Source organism: Pseudoflavonifractor sp. MCC625 (genome assembly GCF_018784545.1).
Classification (GTDB): Bacteria; Bacillota; Clostridia; order Oscillospirales; family Oscillospiraceae; genus Pseudoflavonifractor_A; species Pseudoflavonifractor_A gallinarum.
Genome location: NZ_WQOJ01000030.1, coordinates 539,967 through 555,577, shown reverse-complemented (window position 1 = coordinate 555,577; position 15,611 = coordinate 539,967). Strand labels below are relative to the sequence as shown.

Annotated in this window: 15 protein-coding genes and 1 other annotated feature; of the genes, 13 read left to right on the top strand and 2 right to left on the bottom strand. The window is 62.6% G+C overall.

Going from position 1 to position 15,611, the window contains the following annotated elements:
- Positions 1 to 6 precede the first annotated feature (6 nt).
- The 10 genes from GPK94_RS10090 (at position 7) to GPK94_RS10045 (ending at position 9,960) form a co-directional block, all read left to right on the top strand.
- Complete coding sequence (locus GPK94_RS10090; RefSeq protein ID WP_215655696.1) at positions 7 to 474, top strand: divergent PAP2 family protein; 468 nt, start codon at positions 7 to 9, stop codon at positions 472 to 474.
- A gap of 29 nt (positions 475 to 503) precedes the next feature.
- Positions 504 to 2,414, top strand: a complete 1,911-nt coding sequence (dxs, locus tag GPK94_RS10085; RefSeq protein WP_252192565.1) for a 1-deoxy-D-xylulose-5-phosphate synthase — start codon at positions 504 to 506, stop codon at positions 2,412 to 2,414.
- Complete coding sequence (locus GPK94_RS10080; protein WP_101693049.1) at positions 2,395 to 3,204, top strand: TlyA family RNA methyltransferase; 810 nt, start codon at positions 2,395 to 2,397, stop codon at positions 3,202 to 3,204. Before dxs ends, GPK94_RS10080 begins: the two co-directional genes overlap by 20 nt.
- A complete protein-coding gene (locus tag GPK94_RS10075) occupies positions 3,201 to 4,064 on the top strand; it encodes an NAD(+)/NADH kinase (protein ID WP_215655695.1) in 864 nt (287 codons plus the stop codon). Before GPK94_RS10080 ends, GPK94_RS10075 begins: the two co-directional genes overlap by 4 nt.
- Position 4,065: 1 nt before the next feature.
- A complete protein-coding gene (locus GPK94_RS10070) occupies positions 4,066 to 4,518 on the top strand; it encodes an arginine repressor (protein ID WP_193536635.1) in 453 nt (150 codons plus the stop codon).
- 29 nt (positions 4,519 to 4,547) lie between these two features.
- Complete coding sequence (recN, locus tag GPK94_RS10065; RefSeq protein WP_215655694.1) at positions 4,548 to 6,248, top strand: DNA repair protein RecN; 1,701 nt, start codon at positions 4,548 to 4,550, stop codon at positions 6,246 to 6,248.
- A 64-nt stretch (positions 6,249 to 6,312) separates the two neighbouring features.
- Positions 6,313 to 6,553: a binding site (T-box leader), on the top strand.
- A 45-nt stretch (positions 6,554 to 6,598) separates the two neighbouring features.
- The gene (locus GPK94_RS10060; protein ID WP_193536639.1) at positions 6,599 to 6,898 is read left to right on the top strand and encodes a zinc ribbon domain-containing protein; all 300 of its coding nucleotides are present in this window, start codon (positions 6,599 to 6,601) and stop codon (positions 6,896 to 6,898) included.
- A gap of 50 nt (positions 6,899 to 6,948) precedes the next feature.
- Positions 6,949 to 8,175, top strand: coding sequence for a tyrosine--tRNA ligase (gene tyrS, locus GPK94_RS10055; RefSeq protein ID WP_215655693.1), 1,227 nt, complete (start codon positions 6,949 to 6,951; stop codon positions 8,173 to 8,175).
- Positions 8,176 to 8,207: 32 nt separating this feature from the next.
- A complete protein-coding gene (locus GPK94_RS10050) occupies positions 8,208 to 9,428 on the top strand; it encodes an AI-2E family transporter (protein WP_207724940.1) in 1,221 nt (406 codons plus the stop codon).
- 67 nt (positions 9,429 to 9,495) lie between these two features.
- Entirely contained in the window at positions 9,496 to 9,960 is a 465-nt protein-coding gene (locus GPK94_RS10045; RefSeq protein ID WP_215655692.1) for a GNAT family N-acetyltransferase, read from the top strand.
- Here GPK94_RS10045 and dapA read toward each other — a convergent pair.
- Together dapA and asd are read right to left on the bottom strand one after the other, a co-directional pair.
- A complete protein-coding gene (dapA, locus tag GPK94_RS10040) occupies positions 9,936 to 10,871 on the bottom strand; it encodes a 4-hydroxy-tetrahydrodipicolinate synthase (RefSeq protein ID WP_252192564.1) in 936 nt (311 codons plus the stop codon). The genes GPK94_RS10045 and dapA overlap by 25 nt on opposite strands.
- A 4-nt stretch (positions 10,872 to 10,875) precedes the next feature.
- Complete coding sequence (gene asd / locus GPK94_RS10035) at positions 10,876 to 11,964, bottom strand: aspartate-semialdehyde dehydrogenase (protein ID WP_101693057.1); 1,089 nt, start codon at positions 11,962 to 11,964, stop codon at positions 10,876 to 10,878.
- Positions 11,965 to 12,243: 279 nt separating this feature from the next.
- On the opposite strand from asd, the gene GPK94_RS10030 reads away from it, so the two are divergent.
- The 3 genes from GPK94_RS10030 (at position 12,244) to GPK94_RS10020 (ending at position 15,581) form a co-directional block, all read left to right on the top strand.
- On the top strand, positions 12,244 to 13,902 hold the full coding sequence (locus GPK94_RS10030; RefSeq protein ID WP_215655691.1) for a SpoIID/LytB domain-containing protein: 1,659 nt from the start codon (positions 12,244 to 12,246) through the stop codon (positions 13,900 to 13,902).
- On the top strand, positions 13,899 to 14,969 hold the full coding sequence (gene queA / locus GPK94_RS10025) for a tRNA preQ1(34) S-adenosylmethionine ribosyltransferase-isomerase QueA (protein ID WP_215655690.1): 1,071 nt from the start codon (positions 13,899 to 13,901) through the stop codon (positions 14,967 to 14,969). Before GPK94_RS10030 ends, queA begins: the two co-directional genes overlap by 4 nt.
- A gap of 189 nt (positions 14,970 to 15,158) precedes the next feature.
- On the top strand, positions 15,159 to 15,581 hold the full coding sequence (locus tag GPK94_RS10020) for a DUF3842 family protein (protein ID WP_101693060.1): 423 nt from the start codon (positions 15,159 to 15,161) through the stop codon (positions 15,579 to 15,581).
- Positions 15,582 to 15,611: the final 30 nt, after the last annotated feature.

The following is a 15,611-nucleotide window of genomic DNA, read 5'->3' as shown; positions in this document are numbered from 1 at the left end:
CTGTCCATGAACGTAAAGAATGTGACCGATGTTCTGACCGGAAATCTGATCCTGAATCTCTCCATCCTGGCCTGGGCGATGGCGCAGGTGCTGAAGGCCCTGACGGTGCTCATTACCAAGCACCGCTGGGACTGGCGCCACATCCTCTCCAGCGGAGGGATGCCCAGCTCCCATTCGGCCTTTGTCTGTTCCTGCGCGGCCTCGGTGGGCATGGTGGAGGGCTTCAGCACCGTCACCTTTGCCATTGCCGCGGTGGTGGCCATCGTCGTGATGTATGACGCGTCCAACGTCCGGCGGGCCGCGGGAGAGCAGGCCAAGATCCTCAACTACATGATGGATCACTGGAAGGAAATGCGGCCGGAGTTTTTCGGTAAAGAACTCAAGGAGCTGCTGGGACATACGCCGTTCCAGGTACTGATGGGCGGATTGCTGGGCATTGCCATCGGTCTGGGCGGCGTCTGGCTGTGGGGTTGACCGAATTACTCCACAAAAGAAAATTTTTGTTGAGTAATAGAGCGCGGTGGATCTCACACCGAGCATATGGAGGCGGTAGTATCATTACATTCGAGGATAACATTCCCGATCTGCATCATATCAGCGATGCCGAGGCCGAGGCGCTGTGCGCCCGTCTTCGGGGGGATCTGCTGCAAATCGTCTCACAGACCGGAGGACACCTGGGCTCCAACCTGGGTGCAGTGGAGATCACGGTGGCCATCCACCGGGTCTTTGACACCAGCCGGGACCGCATCCTGTTCGATGTGGGACACCAGTGCTACATCCATAAGATGCTGACCGGCCGCAGGGAGGCCATGAAGACCTTGCGTACCTTTGGCGGTCTGGCCGGTTTTCCCAAGCCGTCGGAGAGCGTCCACGACGCATTCATCGCGGGGCATGCCTCTGACTCCGTGTCGGTGGCGGTGGGCATGGCCCACGCCCGGACCCGGATGGGGGAGAAGTACCATGTCCTGGCCCTCATCGGCGACGGCGCGCTCACGGGGGGACTGGCCTATGAGGGCCTCTCCAACGCCGGGGACAGCAAGGAGCCCCTCATCGTGATCCTCAACGACAACGGCATGTCCATCACGAAAAACGTGGGCGGCGTGGCCGAGCACCTGGCCCGCCAGCGGCTCAAGCCTCAGTACCTGCGCTTTAAAAAGGGCTACCGGAAGCTGATGGGGAAGCTGCCCGGCGGAGGGCATATCTACCGGTTCACCCACAAGCTCAAGACGGCCATCAAGGGCACCCTCCTCCCGTGCAGTATGTTCGAGGAGATGGGCTTCACCTATCTGGGACCGGTGGACGGCCACGATGTGCGCAGGCTCACCCGTCTGCTCCAGTACGCCAAGGACATCGACGGTCCAGTCCTGCTCCACATCAGAACTGTAAAGGGAAAAGGCTATGCACCTGCCGAGCGCAATCCGGACCGGTTCCACGGTGTGAGCCGGTTCTGTCTGGAGACCGGTGAGCCGGTCCAGCCCTCCAAGCGTGACTTCTCCAAGGCCTTTGGAGAGGCCATGTGCGCCCTGGCGGAAGAGGATGAGCGGGTATGCGCCATCTCGGCCGCCATGGTCCCCGGGACCGGGCTCCACGACTTCTTTGAACGTTTTCCGGAGCGCTCCTTTGACGTGGGGATCGCGGAGGGACATGCGGTCTCCATGGCGGCCGGCATGGCCAAGCAGGGGATGCTCCCGGTCTTTGCCGTCTACTCCTCCTTCCTGCAGCGGGCCTATGACATGCTGGTCCACGATGTGGGCATCCAGGGCCTCCATGTAGTCTTTGGGGTGGACCGGGCCGGCCTGGTGGGCGCCGACGGCGAGACCCACCACGGCACTCTGGACCCCGCCTTCCTGGACACCATCCCCGGGATGACGGTACTGTGCCCGGCCAGCTTTGCGGAGGTCTCTTCCATGCTCCGCTACGCCCTCTTCCAGTGTACCGGCCCGGTGGCTCTGCGCTATCCCCGGGGCGGCGAAGGGGAGTACCGGGGCGACGCCGGACCGGAGACCGCGATCCTGCGCACCGGCGGGGACCTCACGCTGGTGGGGTACGGCACCCTCATCAACGAGGTGCTCCAGAGCGCCGCGCAGCTGGCGGAATTGGGCATAGAAGCAGAGGTTGTAAAGGTAGGACGCATTACACCGTTCGACCCCGCTCCCATCCTGGATTCCGTCCGGAAAACCGGCTACCTTCTGGTGGCGGAGGAGAGCAATGCCTCCAACTGCATCGGCCAGCGTCTGGCGGCCGATCTGCTGCTGCAAAACATACCTGTAAAGGGAATTGCTTTACAGAATCTTGGCAACCGATTCATTCCCCACGGCACCGTGGAACAGCTGCGCGAGCTGTGCGGACTGCGGGCGGAACAACTGACAAAACGTGCGGAGGAGGTTCTGCGGCATGGCAAAAAAGAGACTTGATGTGCTGCTGACGGAACAGGGATATTTTGAGAGCCGGCAGAAGGCGCAGGCCACCATCATGAGTGGCCTGGTCTTTGTCAACGGCCAGCGGGTGGACAAGGCGGGGGCCTCCATTGCGGAGGACGCCCAGATCGAAGTGCGGGGGAAGGCCATCCCCTATGTGAGCCGGGGCGGGCTGAAGCTGGAGAAGGCCATGAAGGTCTTTCCCGTCCGCCTGGACGGCAAGATCTGCGCTGACATCGGCGCGTCCACCGGCGGCTTTTCCGACTGTATGCTGCAAAACGGCGCGGCCAAGGTCTATGCGGTGGACACCGGGTATGGAAAGCTGGACTGGAAGATCCGCAGCGACCCCAGGGTGGTGGCGCTGGAGCGGACCAACGCCCGGTACCTGACCCATGAGCAGGTGCCCGACGAGCTGGACTTTGCCTCGGTGGACGTCTCCTTCATCTCCCTGCGCCTGATCCTGCCCGCCCTGCGGGGGGTCCTGAAGGAGGACGGCTCCGTGGTCTGCCTGGTCAAGCCCCAGTTTGAGGCCGGCCGGGACAAGGTGGGCAAGAAGGGGGTCGTCCGGGACCCCAAGGTCCACCTGGAGGTCCTGGAGCATTTTCTGGAGCACGCCAGAGAGGCGGATTTCACCGTGCGGGACATGACCTACTCTCCCATCAAGGGACCGGAGGGGAACATCGAATATCTGGGCTATCTGACGGTGGGCGCGGGCGAGGACTGGAGCGGAGATCTGAAGGCTCTGGTGGCCGAATCTCATGAGACATTGGAGGAGCATACGCCGTGAAGATTGTACTCAGCCCCAATCCATTCCGGGATAAGGGATTGAAAGCGGCCCAGTCTGCCGCCCGCATTCTCAACAACGCCGGGGTGGATACCCGGATCTGCCTGCCCTTCTCCACCGAGGGGACCGACATCAAATTTCCCCGGCAGGTGGAGTGCTGCGACATGCAGAAGGAGCTGCCCGACGCCGATATCCTCATCTGCTTCGGCGGGGACGGGACCATCCTCCACGCCGCCAAGGACGCCAACGCCTTCGGCATCCCCATCCTGGGGGTCAACATGGGAAGCGTGGGCTTCATGGCCGAGGTGGAGCAGAGCGAGCTCTCCCTTCTCTCCAAGCTGGCGGTGGGAAAATACACCGTGGAGTCCCGTATGATGCTCATGGTGGAGATCCGCCGGGACGGAAAGACCGTCTTCTCCGACCTGGCCCTCAACGACGCGGTCATCACCAAGGGCGCGGTAGCCCGGGTGGTGGAGATGGAGGTGCGCAGCGACAAGGTGCCCATCACCGCCTTCTCGGGGGACGGCGTCATCATCAGCACCCCCACCGGCTCCACCGCCTACTCCATGTCCGCAGGGGGACCCATCGTGGAGCCCACGGCGGAAAACATCATCGTCACGCCCATCTGCCCCCACGTGGTCAACGCCCGCTCCTTCGTGCTGGACCACCGCCGGGCCGTGACCGTCCGGATGCGCTCCATGAGCCGGAAGACCGCCTATCTCTCGGTGGACGGCGGAAAGGCCTTCAAGCTCAACGGGGGCGACATCATGCACATCCGGCAGGCTGACACCAAGACCAACCTGGTCCGGCTGACCGGCCGGAGCTTTTACGAAATCATCACGCAGAAACTGGGGAGGATGTAATATGAAGGGAAAGCGTCAACAGGAGATCCTTCGTATCATTGAAGAGCACGACGTAGAGACCCAGGACCAGCTTCTGGCCGAGCTGAGGGCGCGGGGGGTGCAGTCCACCCAGGCCACCATCTCCCGGGACATCAAGGAGCTCCATCTCATCAAGGAGCTGACCGGCTTTGGTACTTACCGCTATGCCGTGTCCGAGCGCAAGGTGTCCCTGAACCTGGCCGGACGCCTGCGCACCATCTTCAAGGAGGGCGTGACCTCCTTTGATGTGGCGCAGAACATCGTGGTGCTCAAGACCATGCCGGGTCTCGCCTCGGCGGCGGCGGCGGCCATCGACGGAATGGAGATCGCCGATCTGGTGGGCAGCCTGGCGGGCGACGACACCGCCATCCTCATCATGCGCACCAACGAGTCGGCCATCGAATTCTGCGACGAGATCCACAAGATGCTGAAATAAATCCGCCGCCATCCCTTTGGAGGTATGCCATGCTCTCTCTGCTTCACATCGAGAATATTGCGGTCATTGAGTCGGTGGATATCCAGTTCGATTCCGGCTTCAATGTCCTCACCGGCGAGACCGGCGCGGGCAAATCCATTGTGATCGACGCCATCAGCGCCATCATCGGCGCCCGGACCAGCCGGGATCTCATCCGTACCGGGGCGAAAAGCGCCCGGGTGGAGGCCCAGTTCACCCAGGTCCAGCCCATGCCCTGGCTGGAGGAGAACGGCCTCTCCCTGGATGGGAGCGGGAGCCTTGTCATCCAGCGGGAGATCCAGAGCGACGGAAAGAATATCTGCCGGGTAAACGGGCGGCTCCTCAATGTGAGCCAGCTGCGGGAGCTGGGGCAGCAGCTGGTCAACATCCACGGCCAGCACGATGGACAGCAGCTGCTGGATGAGAGCTGCCACCTGTCCTATCTGGATAGCTTCGGGGAGACCGAAGCCCTTCTGACCCCCTATCAGGAGACCTTTCGGGAGCTGACCGCCATCCGCCGGGAGATCGCCTCCCTCCAGATGGACGACGCGGTCAAGTCCCGGCGGATGGACAGCCTCCACTTCCAGATCGGCGAGCTGGAGCGGGCCGACCTGAAGGAGGGCGAGGAGGAGAGCCTCACCGAGCGGCGCACCCTGCTGCGCAACGCCGAGCGGCTCATCTCCGCCGTGGAGGGGGCCCATTTCGCCCTCTCCGGGGACGACGAGCGGGAGGGAGCGGCCTCCCTCATCGCCGCTGCCGAGGGCTCCCTCTCCAGCGTGTCCGGGATGAGCGAGGAGATCGCCGGGGTGACCGAGCGTCTGGTGGAGCTGCGCTCCGCTGCCGAGGACGCGGCCGAGCTGGTCCGGGACCTGCGGGAGTCCTTTTCCTTTGAGCCGGGGGAGCTGGACGAGATCGAGAGCCGTCTGGACGTGCTCTACCGGCTCAAAAAGAAGTACGGCAACAGCGTGAGCGAGATGCTGGCCTATCTGGAGAAATGCCGGGCCGAGCTCTCCGAGATCGAGTATTCCAGCGACACCATCGCCAAGCTGGAGCAGCGGAAGGCGGCCGTCCTGGCCAAGGCCAAATGCCAGGCCGAGGCCCTCTCGGCCCGGCGGCGGGAGGCGGCCGAGGCCCTGCGGGAGCGCATCCAGTCCGAGCTGCGCCAGCTGGACATGCCCAAGGTCCGCTTTCAGGTGGACTTTTCCCCCAAGGGCGGGGAGTTTGGCATGGATGAGACCGGCATGGACGAGGTGCAGTTCCTCATGTCGGCCAACGTGGGGGAGGACCTCAAGCCCATCCAGCGCATCGCCTCGGGCGGCGAGCTCTCCCGCATCATGCTGGCCCTCAAGAACGTGCTGGCGGAAAATGAGGCGGTGGCCACGCTGATCTTTGACGAGGTGGACACCGGCGTGTCCGGCCGGGCGGCCCAGAAGGTGGCCGAGAAGATGGCCGACGTGGCGGGGCACAAGCAGGTGCTCTGCGTGACCCATCTGCCCCAGATTGCCGCCATGGCGGACACCCACTTCTCCGTGGTGAAGGGGGAGCGGAAGGGGCGGACCTACACTGAGGTGGAGCTCCTGACCCGCACCCGGCGGACCGAGGAGCTGGCCCGGCTCACCGGCGGGGCCCACATCACCCCGGCCATCCTGGCCGGAGCGGAGGAGCTGCTCTCGGCCGCCGAGGGGTACAAGGCGGCCAGACGGGGGCGCTGACTGTCCGCCGCACGCGGAAATCTCCATTTGACAAACCGGGAGGACTGCGCTATAATACATCTCAATCACTGTGATGATGGGGAGAAGTAACGGCCCCACCGCTGCAAAGAGAGCCTCTGGATCGGTGAAAAGAGGAGAGCGGACGCCGTGAATACACCCCGGAGCAGCCCCCTGAACGCTCAGGTCAAGTAGGGAGGGTCGGGTGCGCCCGTTATCGCGCTGGGAGTGTGATGGCACTCGACGAGGTCTCCCGCCGTGAGGGGGAGACGAACCAGAGGTGGTACCGCGTGATCCACGCCCTCTGTCCGAATGGGGACAGAGGGCGTTTTTTTGCGAAACGGGGGGAGAATATGGAGCGGGATACCTGCATCCGCTGCGGCGGTACGATGGCGCCCATGGGATCGCATTTTCTGAAGAAAGGTGCTCCCGGCTGGCATCTGCGGGGCAACCTGGAGCATTTCGACGGGGAGAATCTCCTGCCGGTCGAGGTCTGGTGCTGCCAGAACTGCCGCCGGCTGGATTTTTACCTGGATGAGAGCGCTTCCGGCAGCTCCGGCTCCGGTATCGCCCAGACCCGCTGTCCTGTCTGCGGAACGCTCCATGATCTGGACGACCCCAAATGTCCCCACTGCGGAACGCGGCTCTATTAAACTGTAACAAAACGGATTCCCATCAGAATCCGATCAAAGGAGAATGGAAGATGACTTGCTACGAAGAACTGAAGGCCCGCGGCCTGATCGCCCAGGTGACCAACGAGGAGGAGATCTCCAAGATGATCAACGAGGGCAAGGCGGTATTCTACATCGGCTTTGACCCCACCGCCGACTCCCTCCACGTGGGCCATTTCATGGCCCTGTGCCTGATGAAGCGGCTCCAGATGGCGGGCAACCGGCCCATCGCCCTCATCGGCGGCGGCACCGGCATGGTGGGCGACCCCTCCGGCCGCACCGACATGCGCCAGATGATGACCCCCGAGACCATCCAGCACAACTGCGACTGCTTCAAGAAGCAGATGGAGCGCTTCATCGAGTTCGGCGAGGGCAAGGCCCAGATGGTCAACAACGCCGACTGGCTCATGAAGCTCAACTATGTGGAGCTCCTGCGGGAAGTGGGCGCCTGCTTCTCGGTGAACAACATGCTGCGGGCCGAGTGCTACAAGCAGCGCATGGAGAAGGGTCTGTCCTTCCTGGAGTTCAACTACATGATCATGCAGTCCTACGACTTCTACCACCTCTTCCAGCACTACGGCTGCAACATGCAGTTCGGCGGCGACGACCAGTGGTCCAACATGCTGGGCGGCACCGAGCTCATCCGCCGCAAGCTGGGCAAGGACGCCCACGCCATGACCATCACTCTGCTGCTCAACTCCGAGGGCAAGAAGATGGGCAAGACCCAGTCCGGCGCCGTGTGGCTGGACCCCAACAAGACTTCTCCCTACGAGTTCTACCAGTACTGGCGCAACGTGGGCGACGCCGACGTGCTCAAGTGCCTGCGGATGCTCACCTTCCTGCCCATCGAGCAGATCGACGAGATGGACCATTGGGAGGGCGCCCAGCTCAACACCGCCAAGGAGATCCTGGCCTTTGAGCTGACCCAGCTGGTCCACGGCACCGAGGAGGCCCAGAAGGCCCAGGACGCCGCCAAGGCCCTCTTCGTGGGCGGCGGCGACATGAGCAACGTGCCCACCACCACGCTGGAGACCGGCGACCTGACCGACGGCTCCATCGGCGTGCTGGATCTGCTCCTCAAGTGCGGTCTGGTCCCCTCCAAGAAGGAAGGCCGCCGTCTGGTGGAGCAGGGCGGTGTGTCGGTCAACGGCGAGAAGGTCTCCGACGTGAACGCCGCCTTTGACGCCGCCTCCTTCGGCGACGAGGGCCTCATGATCAAGAAGGGCAAGAAAGTGTTCCACCGTGCCCTGCTGGGCTGATTTGCCGGACCAGTACCGATGAGAAGGGTGGAATGCCTGTGAAGGAAAAGAAGAAATGGTTCTCGCTGGACGAGCGCATGTGGTCCAATCTGCTGGTAGTCCTGGCCGGAATCGCGTTTTACCTGATCTTTTCCCATTTTGATATGGTGCGCGGGGTGGTCTCCATGATCACCGGCGTGCTGATGCCGTTTATCGTGGGGTTTGCCTTTGCCTACCTCCTCAACGGCCCGACCAACTATTTTGAGCAGAAGGTCTTCTATCGATTCAAATGCCGGCGGGGCCTTGCGGTGCTGTTGGTGTATCTCCTGGTCATCGCGCTGCTGGCCGTTCTGGTCAAGCTCATCCTGCCCCAGATCGTGCAGAGCATCGTGGCGCTGTACAGCATCATCCAGAGCTTTTTCCTGAATATCAACACCTGGATGCAGGAGGCGGCGATCCAGCTGAATATCGACCAGAATGCCCTCAACGAGTTCCTTTTGGACCTGAATTCCTCCTATAAGGACATCATGACGAACCTGTCCAACATGCTCTCCAAGGCGGTGCCCTATGTGCTGAGCATGGGCGTGGCCGTGGGCAGCGGGGTGGTGTCCGGCGTGATCTCGGCCATCACCACCGTGATCTCCTCGGTCTACATGCTGCTGGACAAGGACCGCCTGTCCCTTCAGTCCAAAAAGCTGGTCTATGCGATTCTGCCCACCAGAAAGGCCAATCGGCTCATCACCGTGTGTGCCCAGGCCAACGGCATCTTCTCCGGCTTCATCAACGGAAAGATCCTGGACAGCGCCATCATCGGCGTGCTGTGCTTTTTCCTGACCTCGCTCCTGCGGATCGAATTCCCGGTGCTCATCAGCGTGGTCATCGGGGTGACCAATGTGATCCCCTTCTTCGGCCCCATCGTGGGCGCGGTCCCCTGCGTGCTCATCCTGCTGCTGGTGGACCCCTGGCAGGCCCTGCGCTTCGGCATCCTGGCCCTGGCCCTACAGCAGTTCGACGGGAACATCCTCGGTCCCAAGATCCTGGGCGACAGCACCGGGATCTCGGCCTTCTGGGTGCTCATCTCCATTGTGGTGGGCGGAGGCCTGTTCGGCTTCCCCGGGATGCTGCTGGGCGTGCCCACCTTTGCGGTGATCTATGCGCTGGTAGGCGAGTGGACCCGGGCGCGCCTCACCCAGAAGGGCATTCGCCCCGTCAAGGGCGGCGAGCCGGAGGTGATCCCGCCGGAAGGGCCGGACGATCCAACCAATGAACCATAAAAGCGAAAAAAGGACTCTGCTTCTTACAAAGCAGAGTCCTTTTCTACCCAAAAGAAAGGAGTCCATCATGAATCTTCGACCTTATCGCCCTTCTGACGTATCGGCGCTGGCGGAGCTCTTTTACCAGACCGTCCACAGCGTGAACCGGCGGGACTATACCGCGGAGCAGTGCCGGGTCTGGGCCACGGGGCACCCGGACCTTTCGGCCTGGGACGCGTCCTTTCAGGCCCACCGGACCTGGATCGCGGAGGAGGACGGGCACATCGTGGGCTTTGCCGACCTGGACGTGGAGGCCGGATATCTGGACCGGCTCTACGTCCACAAGGACGCCCAGCGAAGGGGCGTGGGCACCGCCCTGTGTGATGCCGCCGAGGCCTGTGCCCGGGCGGCCGGGGTGCGCCGATTGGAGACCCACGCCTCCATCACCGCCCGTCCATTCTTTGTCGCCCGGGGCTACGCCCTGCTGCGGGAGCAGGAGGTGGAGCGGGGCGGAATTTTGCTGAAAAACTACGTCATGATCCTGGAGCTCTGAGCCGGGGAGGGTGTGAGGGCCGGGAGGACCCCTGAGCGCTCCATGGCCTCCCGCAGCTCCCTCCGGTGTGCCTCCGAGATGGGGCAGAGGGGGAGGCGGAGGGGCCCCACCGGGTACCCCGCCATCTCCAGGGCGGCCTTGATGGGAATGGGGTTGACCTCCAGAAAGAGGGCGTTGATCAGCTCCAGATAGCGGAGCTGAAGCTGCGCGGCCTCCGCAAAGCGCCCCTCCAGACACAGGTGGCTGATGCGCCCCATCTCCCGGGGGATCAGGTTGGAGGCCACCGAGATGACCCCCTTTGCTCCCAGTGCCATAAGGGAGACCACCTGATCGTCGTTCCCCGACCAGAGGAAGAGGTCCTCCCCGCACAGGTGCCGGGTCTGGGCCGCCAGGGAGAAGTTCCCGCTGGCCTCCTTGACCCCGTTGATCCCCGGGTTCTGGGAGAGGACCCGGTAGGTCTCGGCGGTAAAAGAGAGCCCCGTGCGGCTGGGCACGTTGTAGAGCAGGATGGGAAGAGACACGCGCTGGGTCAGAAACTCATAGTGCCGGATGAGCCCGGCCTGGGTGGTCTTATTATAGTAAGGAGTGACATGAAGCAGAGCATCGGCCCCCGCATCCTGAGCTTGCTGGGAGAGGTAGAGGGCGGCGGCGGTGTCATTGCTTCCCGCCCCCGCGATCACCTTCACCCGGTGGTTCACCTGCGCGACACAGAAGGCCACGGCGTCGTGGTGCTCCCGGATGCTCATGGTGGCGCTTTCACCGGTGGTGCCGCAGACACAGATGGCGTCCACGCCGCATGCGATCTGCTCCTCGATCAACCTTCCGAAGACGTCATACGCGATGGCGCCGTCCGGTTCGAATGGTGTGACGATAGCGGTGCACACACCGGTAAAAACAGGCTCTTTCTTCAATCCATTACCTCCTTGTGATGTATCCCTCCGCACACAGCAGCTCGGCCAGCAGCACCGCGCCGCCGGCCGCGCCGCGCAGCGTGTTGTGGGACAGGCAGACGAACTTGTAGTCATACTGGGTATCCGGACGCAGACGGCCGGCGCAAACGGCCATGCCGCGCTCGGTCATGCGGTCCAGCTTGGTCTGGGGACGGCTGGGGTCCTCGAAATAGTGCAGGAACTGCTGGGGCGCGGAGGGAAGGCCCAGCTCCTGGGGACGGCCCCGGAAGGACGCCCACGCCTCCTTGATCTCCTCCTCCGTGGGCTTGCGGTCAAAGCTGGCAAAGACCGCGGCCATGTGGCCGTCGGAAGCGGCTACCCGGAAGCACTGGGCGGTGATGGCAGGGGAGTCGGCATTGACGATCACACCGTCCTCCACGTGACCCCAGAGCTTAAGGGGCTCCCGCTCGCTCTTCTCCTCCTCGCCGCCGATGTAGGGGATCACGTTGTCCACCATCTCGGGCCAGGTCTCAAAGGTCTTGCCCGCGCCGGAGATGGCCTGATAGGTACACACCAGGGCCTTGGAGAGGCCGAAGCGCTCCCGCAGGGGATGGAGGGCGGGCACATAGCTCTGGAGCGAGCAGTTGGACTTGACCGCGATGAAGCCGCGCTCGGTCCCCAGACGGCGGCGCTGGGCGGGGATCACGCTCAGGTGCTCCGGGTTGATCTCGGGGACCACCATGGGCACGTCGGGCGTCCAGCGGTGGGCGGAGTTGTTGGAGACCACCGGGCACTCATGCTTGGCATAGGCCTCCTCCAGCGCCTGGATCTCCTCCTTCTTCATATCGACTGCGGAGAACACAAAATCCACCTGGGATGCGATGCGCTCAATATCGGTCTCGGCGTTGAGCACCACCATGTGTTTGGCCGCCTCCGGCATGGGGGCCTCCATGGCCCAGCGATTGCCGATGGCCTCCTCGTAGGTCTTGCCGGCCGAGCGGGCACTGGCCGCAATGGCGGTGAGCTGGAACCAGGGATGCTCCGCCATCAGAGTGACAAACCTCTGTCCTACCATACCCGTGCCGCCGATCACGCCTACTCTGTACTTTTCCATTCTGATGACCTCCCGTTGTTCTGATGGATTCTATGCTGGTACAGAAGAAATCAGGTCTGTCCATTGAAAAAAATCCAAGGGAAAAAAAGAAATCAGCGGGTTTACACACCGGCTGATTTTGTACTATAATGGCATAAGGTATGTGGATCGGCCTGATCTGTACTTACTGTATGGACAGGTATCCGCCGGAAACGAACGCCTGACGTTGCTCTTAGAGTAGCACAGGAATTCTTTCGTGTCAATACTTTGCTGTGTTAAATGATAAAACAGGAGAAAACCATGAAGGGAAAATGGATCAAATGGACTGCCCTGTGCCTGGCCGCCGCCCTGTCCGCCTCCGGCCTGCCCGCCCGGGCGGCCCCGGCGGAGGAGACCATTCTGCGCATCGGGCTCTACTATGGAAGCAACGCCATGCCGTCGGCCAATCTGGAAAACAGCGTGGGCTCCGGCTACCGTCTGGGGTATTTTGACGACGCCAATCAGTTTGTGGAGCTGGGACGGACCAGCAAAACGAAACTGTCCATGCTGAAAACAAAGACTCTCTACCTCTCTGGGGGGACCTATCAGACTACGCCCAGCAGCGGGGCCCAGACCATCGGGGGATATTCCCTCCAGTGGCCGGGGACTTATTCTGATTTTACCTCCGCCCAGACGGCGGCCGCTTCCGTGTCGGGGGGCTTTCCCGCCTGGGTAGAGGGGACCTATCAGGTCCGCTCCGGGGCCTATGCCACCCAGGCGGAGGCCGAGGCCGCCGCCCTGGGGACCACTGCCCAGGTGGTCCAGACCAGCTCCTCCGGGATCAATGTGGTGGAGACCGGCACGGCTCAGATCCTCTTTCAATTCGACGGGGGCAGTAGCTATGTGTTCGGCGTCATGCCCGACATCACCGGGGTGAGCCAGTCGGTCACCTGGTTCAAGGGCTATAAGTATTACGGCGGCTTCCGCTATGAGCGGGTGGGGGGCGACAACATCACCGTGGTCAACCTCATCGGCATGGAGGACTATATCAACTGCGTCATCTCCCAGGAGATGAGCGACTCCTGGCCGCTGGAGGCCCTCAAGGCCCAGGCCTGCGCGGCGCGGACCTATGCCATGCGCAAGCCCAACAGCAGCAAGCACGCCGCCGACCACTTCGACCTGTGCAACGGGACCCACTGTCAGGCCTATCCGGGCATGAAGCTGACGGGAAGCAACACCCTCCGGGCCACCCAGGAGACGGCCGGCATGGTCATCCGGTATAACGGTGCGCTCATCGACGCCGTGTACTCCTCCAGCGACGGCGGAGCCACCGAAAATTCCGAAAACGTTTGGAACGACGCGCTGCCCTACCTGCGGGGCAAGGTGGACCCCTACGAGGCCACCATTTCCAGCCAGATCCCCAACTATAACTGGAGCGTGACCTATACCGCCGACGAGCTGACCCAGAAGCTGCGCAGCAGCGGGCGCTCCTGTGACCAGATCGTGGACTTCCGGGTCTCCGAGACCACCCCCACCGGAAATGTGAAAGCCATCACCTTCACCGACGCCTCGGGCAAGAGCTGGACCTTCCAGAAGGAGCAGGCCCGGACCTTCCTGGGCCTGCGCTCCCAGCGCTATACCGTGACGGGCGGCGGGGGGAGCAGCTCCTCCAGCTCCGGGGGGCTGTATGTCAACAACGCCCAGACCCCGCTGGAGGGGAGCTCCTTCTACGCCATCGGCGGGGACGGCTCCACCGGGCAGGTGGATCTCTCCGCCTCGCCCTATGTGATCACCAGCAATGGGACCGCCCTGCTGGGCGGGGGGACCGCCGCCGGTTCCGACCGCTTTGTGATCCAGGGCTCCGGCTACGGCCACAATGTGGGCATGAGCCAGTATGGCGCCAACGCCATGGCCAAGCAGGGCTATACTTACCAAGAGATCTTACAATTCTACTACACAGGAGTCGACATATCCCGATGAAAACATCTGATTTTTACTTTGACCTTCCGGAAGAGCTGATCGCCCAGACCCCGCTGGAAAAGCGGGACACCTCCCGGCTGCTGGTTCTGGACCGGGAGAGCGGCCAGACCGCCCACATGCACTTCTTCGATCTCCCCAAGCTCCTGCGGCCGGGGGACTGCCTGGTGCTCAATGACTCCCGGGTTCTGCCCGCCCGGCTGCTGGGCCACCGCATCCCCTCCGGCGGCGCGGCGGAGGTCCTCCTCCTGGTGGACCGGGGCGAAAAGGTGTGGGAGTGCCTGGTCCGGCCCGGACGCAAGGTGCGCACCGGGACCCGGCTCTCCTTCGGCGACGGCCTGCTCACGGCCGAGGTGGTGGAGGTGCTGGACAACGGCAACCGCCTGATCCGCTTTGAATACGAGGGAATCTTCCTGGAGCTGCTGGAGCAGCTGGGGAAGATGCCTCTGCCGCCCTATATCAAGGAGGAGCTGAACGACCCCGAGCGGTATCAGACCGTCTATTCCAAGGAGGTGGGTTCGGCCGCGGCTCCCACTGCCGGACTCCACTTCACCAAGGAGCTGCTCCACGAGATCGAGGCGATGGGCGTGCGTATCTGCTATGTCACCCTCCACGTGGGCCTGGGCACCTTCCGGCCGGTCAAGGAGGACGACATCCTGGACCATGAGATGCACTCGGAGTACTGCATGATCTCTGCCGAGACCGCCGAGACCATCAACCGCACCAAGCGGGAGGGGGGGCGCGTCATCTGCGTGGGCACCACCTCCTGCCGTACCATCGAGAGCTGGGCCGCCCCGGACGGCACCATGCAGGAGAGCGCCGGCTGGACCAATATCTTCATCTACCCGGGCTACCGCTTCAAGGTGCTGGACTGCCTGATCACGAATTTCCACCTGCCCGAATCCACGCTGGTGATGCTGGTCTCGGCCCTGGCCGGGCGGGAGCACATCCTGAACGCCTACCGGGAGGCAGTGGAGCAGCGCTATCGCTTCTTCTCCTTCGGGGACGCCATGTTCATTACAGACCAGATGCCCGCCCTGGAGGAAACCCAGCCCAAATCCGACGCGTAATCCGTCCTATCCATTGTGCTGCAATATATGAAAAGTTATTCTACTTTACAGTTAACTTTTTGAAGGTTCAAAAAGTCCTTCTCAAAATCAACTGTATAGCGATATTACTTTACAGGCATTGCGGCACAATCTATATAAGCTAATATGATATAAAAATACCCCTGAGAGAGAGAAAGAGGAGATGCCCCCATGAAGGTTCTTGTGATTGATGGTCAGGGCGGCGGGATCGGCCGTCAGCTGGTCGCCGCCATTCGGGAGACCTGCCCCGACGCGGAGATCACCGCCGTCGGCACCAACAGCCTGGCCACCAGCGCCATGATGAAAGCGGGGGCCCATCTGGCCGCCACCGGAGAGAATGCCGTCCTGGTGGGGTGCCGGAAAGCGGACGCCATCATCGGACCCCTGGGCATCGTCATCGCCGACGCCCTGCTGGGGGAGATCACTCCGGCCATGGCCGCCGCCGTGGGGCAGAGCCGGGCCAAGCGTATTCTGATCCCGGTGAACCACTGCGACAACCTGGTGGCCGGGGTGGGGAAGCAGTCCATGGGCAGCCTGGTCCAGGACGCGGTGGACCTGCTCCGGTCCTTGCAGGGAGAAGCGTGCGGGCTCTGATTGCAGGGGATTTTATCCTGTGGTATAATA

Coding starts and splice junctions, on each gene's coding strand:
- GPK94_RS10090 (WP_215655696.1), top strand. CDS start 7: ATGAACGTAAAGAATGTGACCGATGTTCTGACCGGAAATCTGATCCTG.
- GPK94_RS10080 (WP_101693049.1), top strand. CDS start 2,395: ATGGCAAAAAAGAGACTTGATGTGCTGCTGACGGAACAGGGATATTTT.
- GPK94_RS10070 (WP_193536635.1), top strand. CDS start 4,066: ATGAAGGGAAAGCGTCAACAGGAGATCCTTCGTATCATTGAAGAGCAC.
- recN (WP_215655694.1), top strand. CDS start 4,548: ATGCTCTCTCTGCTTCACATCGAGAATATTGCGGTCATTGAGTCGGTG.
- GPK94_RS10060 (WP_193536639.1), top strand. CDS start 6,599: ATGGAGCGGGATACCTGCATCCGCTGCGGCGGTACGATGGCGCCCATG.
- tyrS (WP_215655693.1), top strand. CDS start 6,949: ATGACTTGCTACGAAGAACTGAAGGCCCGCGGCCTGATCGCCCAGGTG.
- GPK94_RS10050 (WP_207724940.1), top strand. CDS start 8,208: ATGCCTGTGAAGGAAAAGAAGAAATGGTTCTCGCTGGACGAGCGCATG.
- GPK94_RS10045 (WP_215655692.1), top strand. CDS start 9,496: ATGAATCTTCGACCTTATCGCCCTTCTGACGTATCGGCGCTGGCGGAG.
- asd (WP_101693057.1), bottom strand. CDS start 11,964: ATGGAAAAGTACAGAGTAGGCGTGATCGGCGGCACGGGTATGGTAGGA.
- GPK94_RS10030 (WP_215655691.1), top strand. CDS start 12,244: ATGAAGGGAAAATGGATCAAATGGACTGCCCTGTGCCTGGCCGCCGCC.
- queA (WP_215655690.1), top strand. CDS start 13,899: ATGAAAACATCTGATTTTTACTTTGACCTTCCGGAAGAGCTGATCGCC.
- GPK94_RS10020 (WP_101693060.1), top strand. CDS start 15,159: ATGAAGGTTCTTGTGATTGATGGTCAGGGCGGCGGGATCGGCCGTCAG.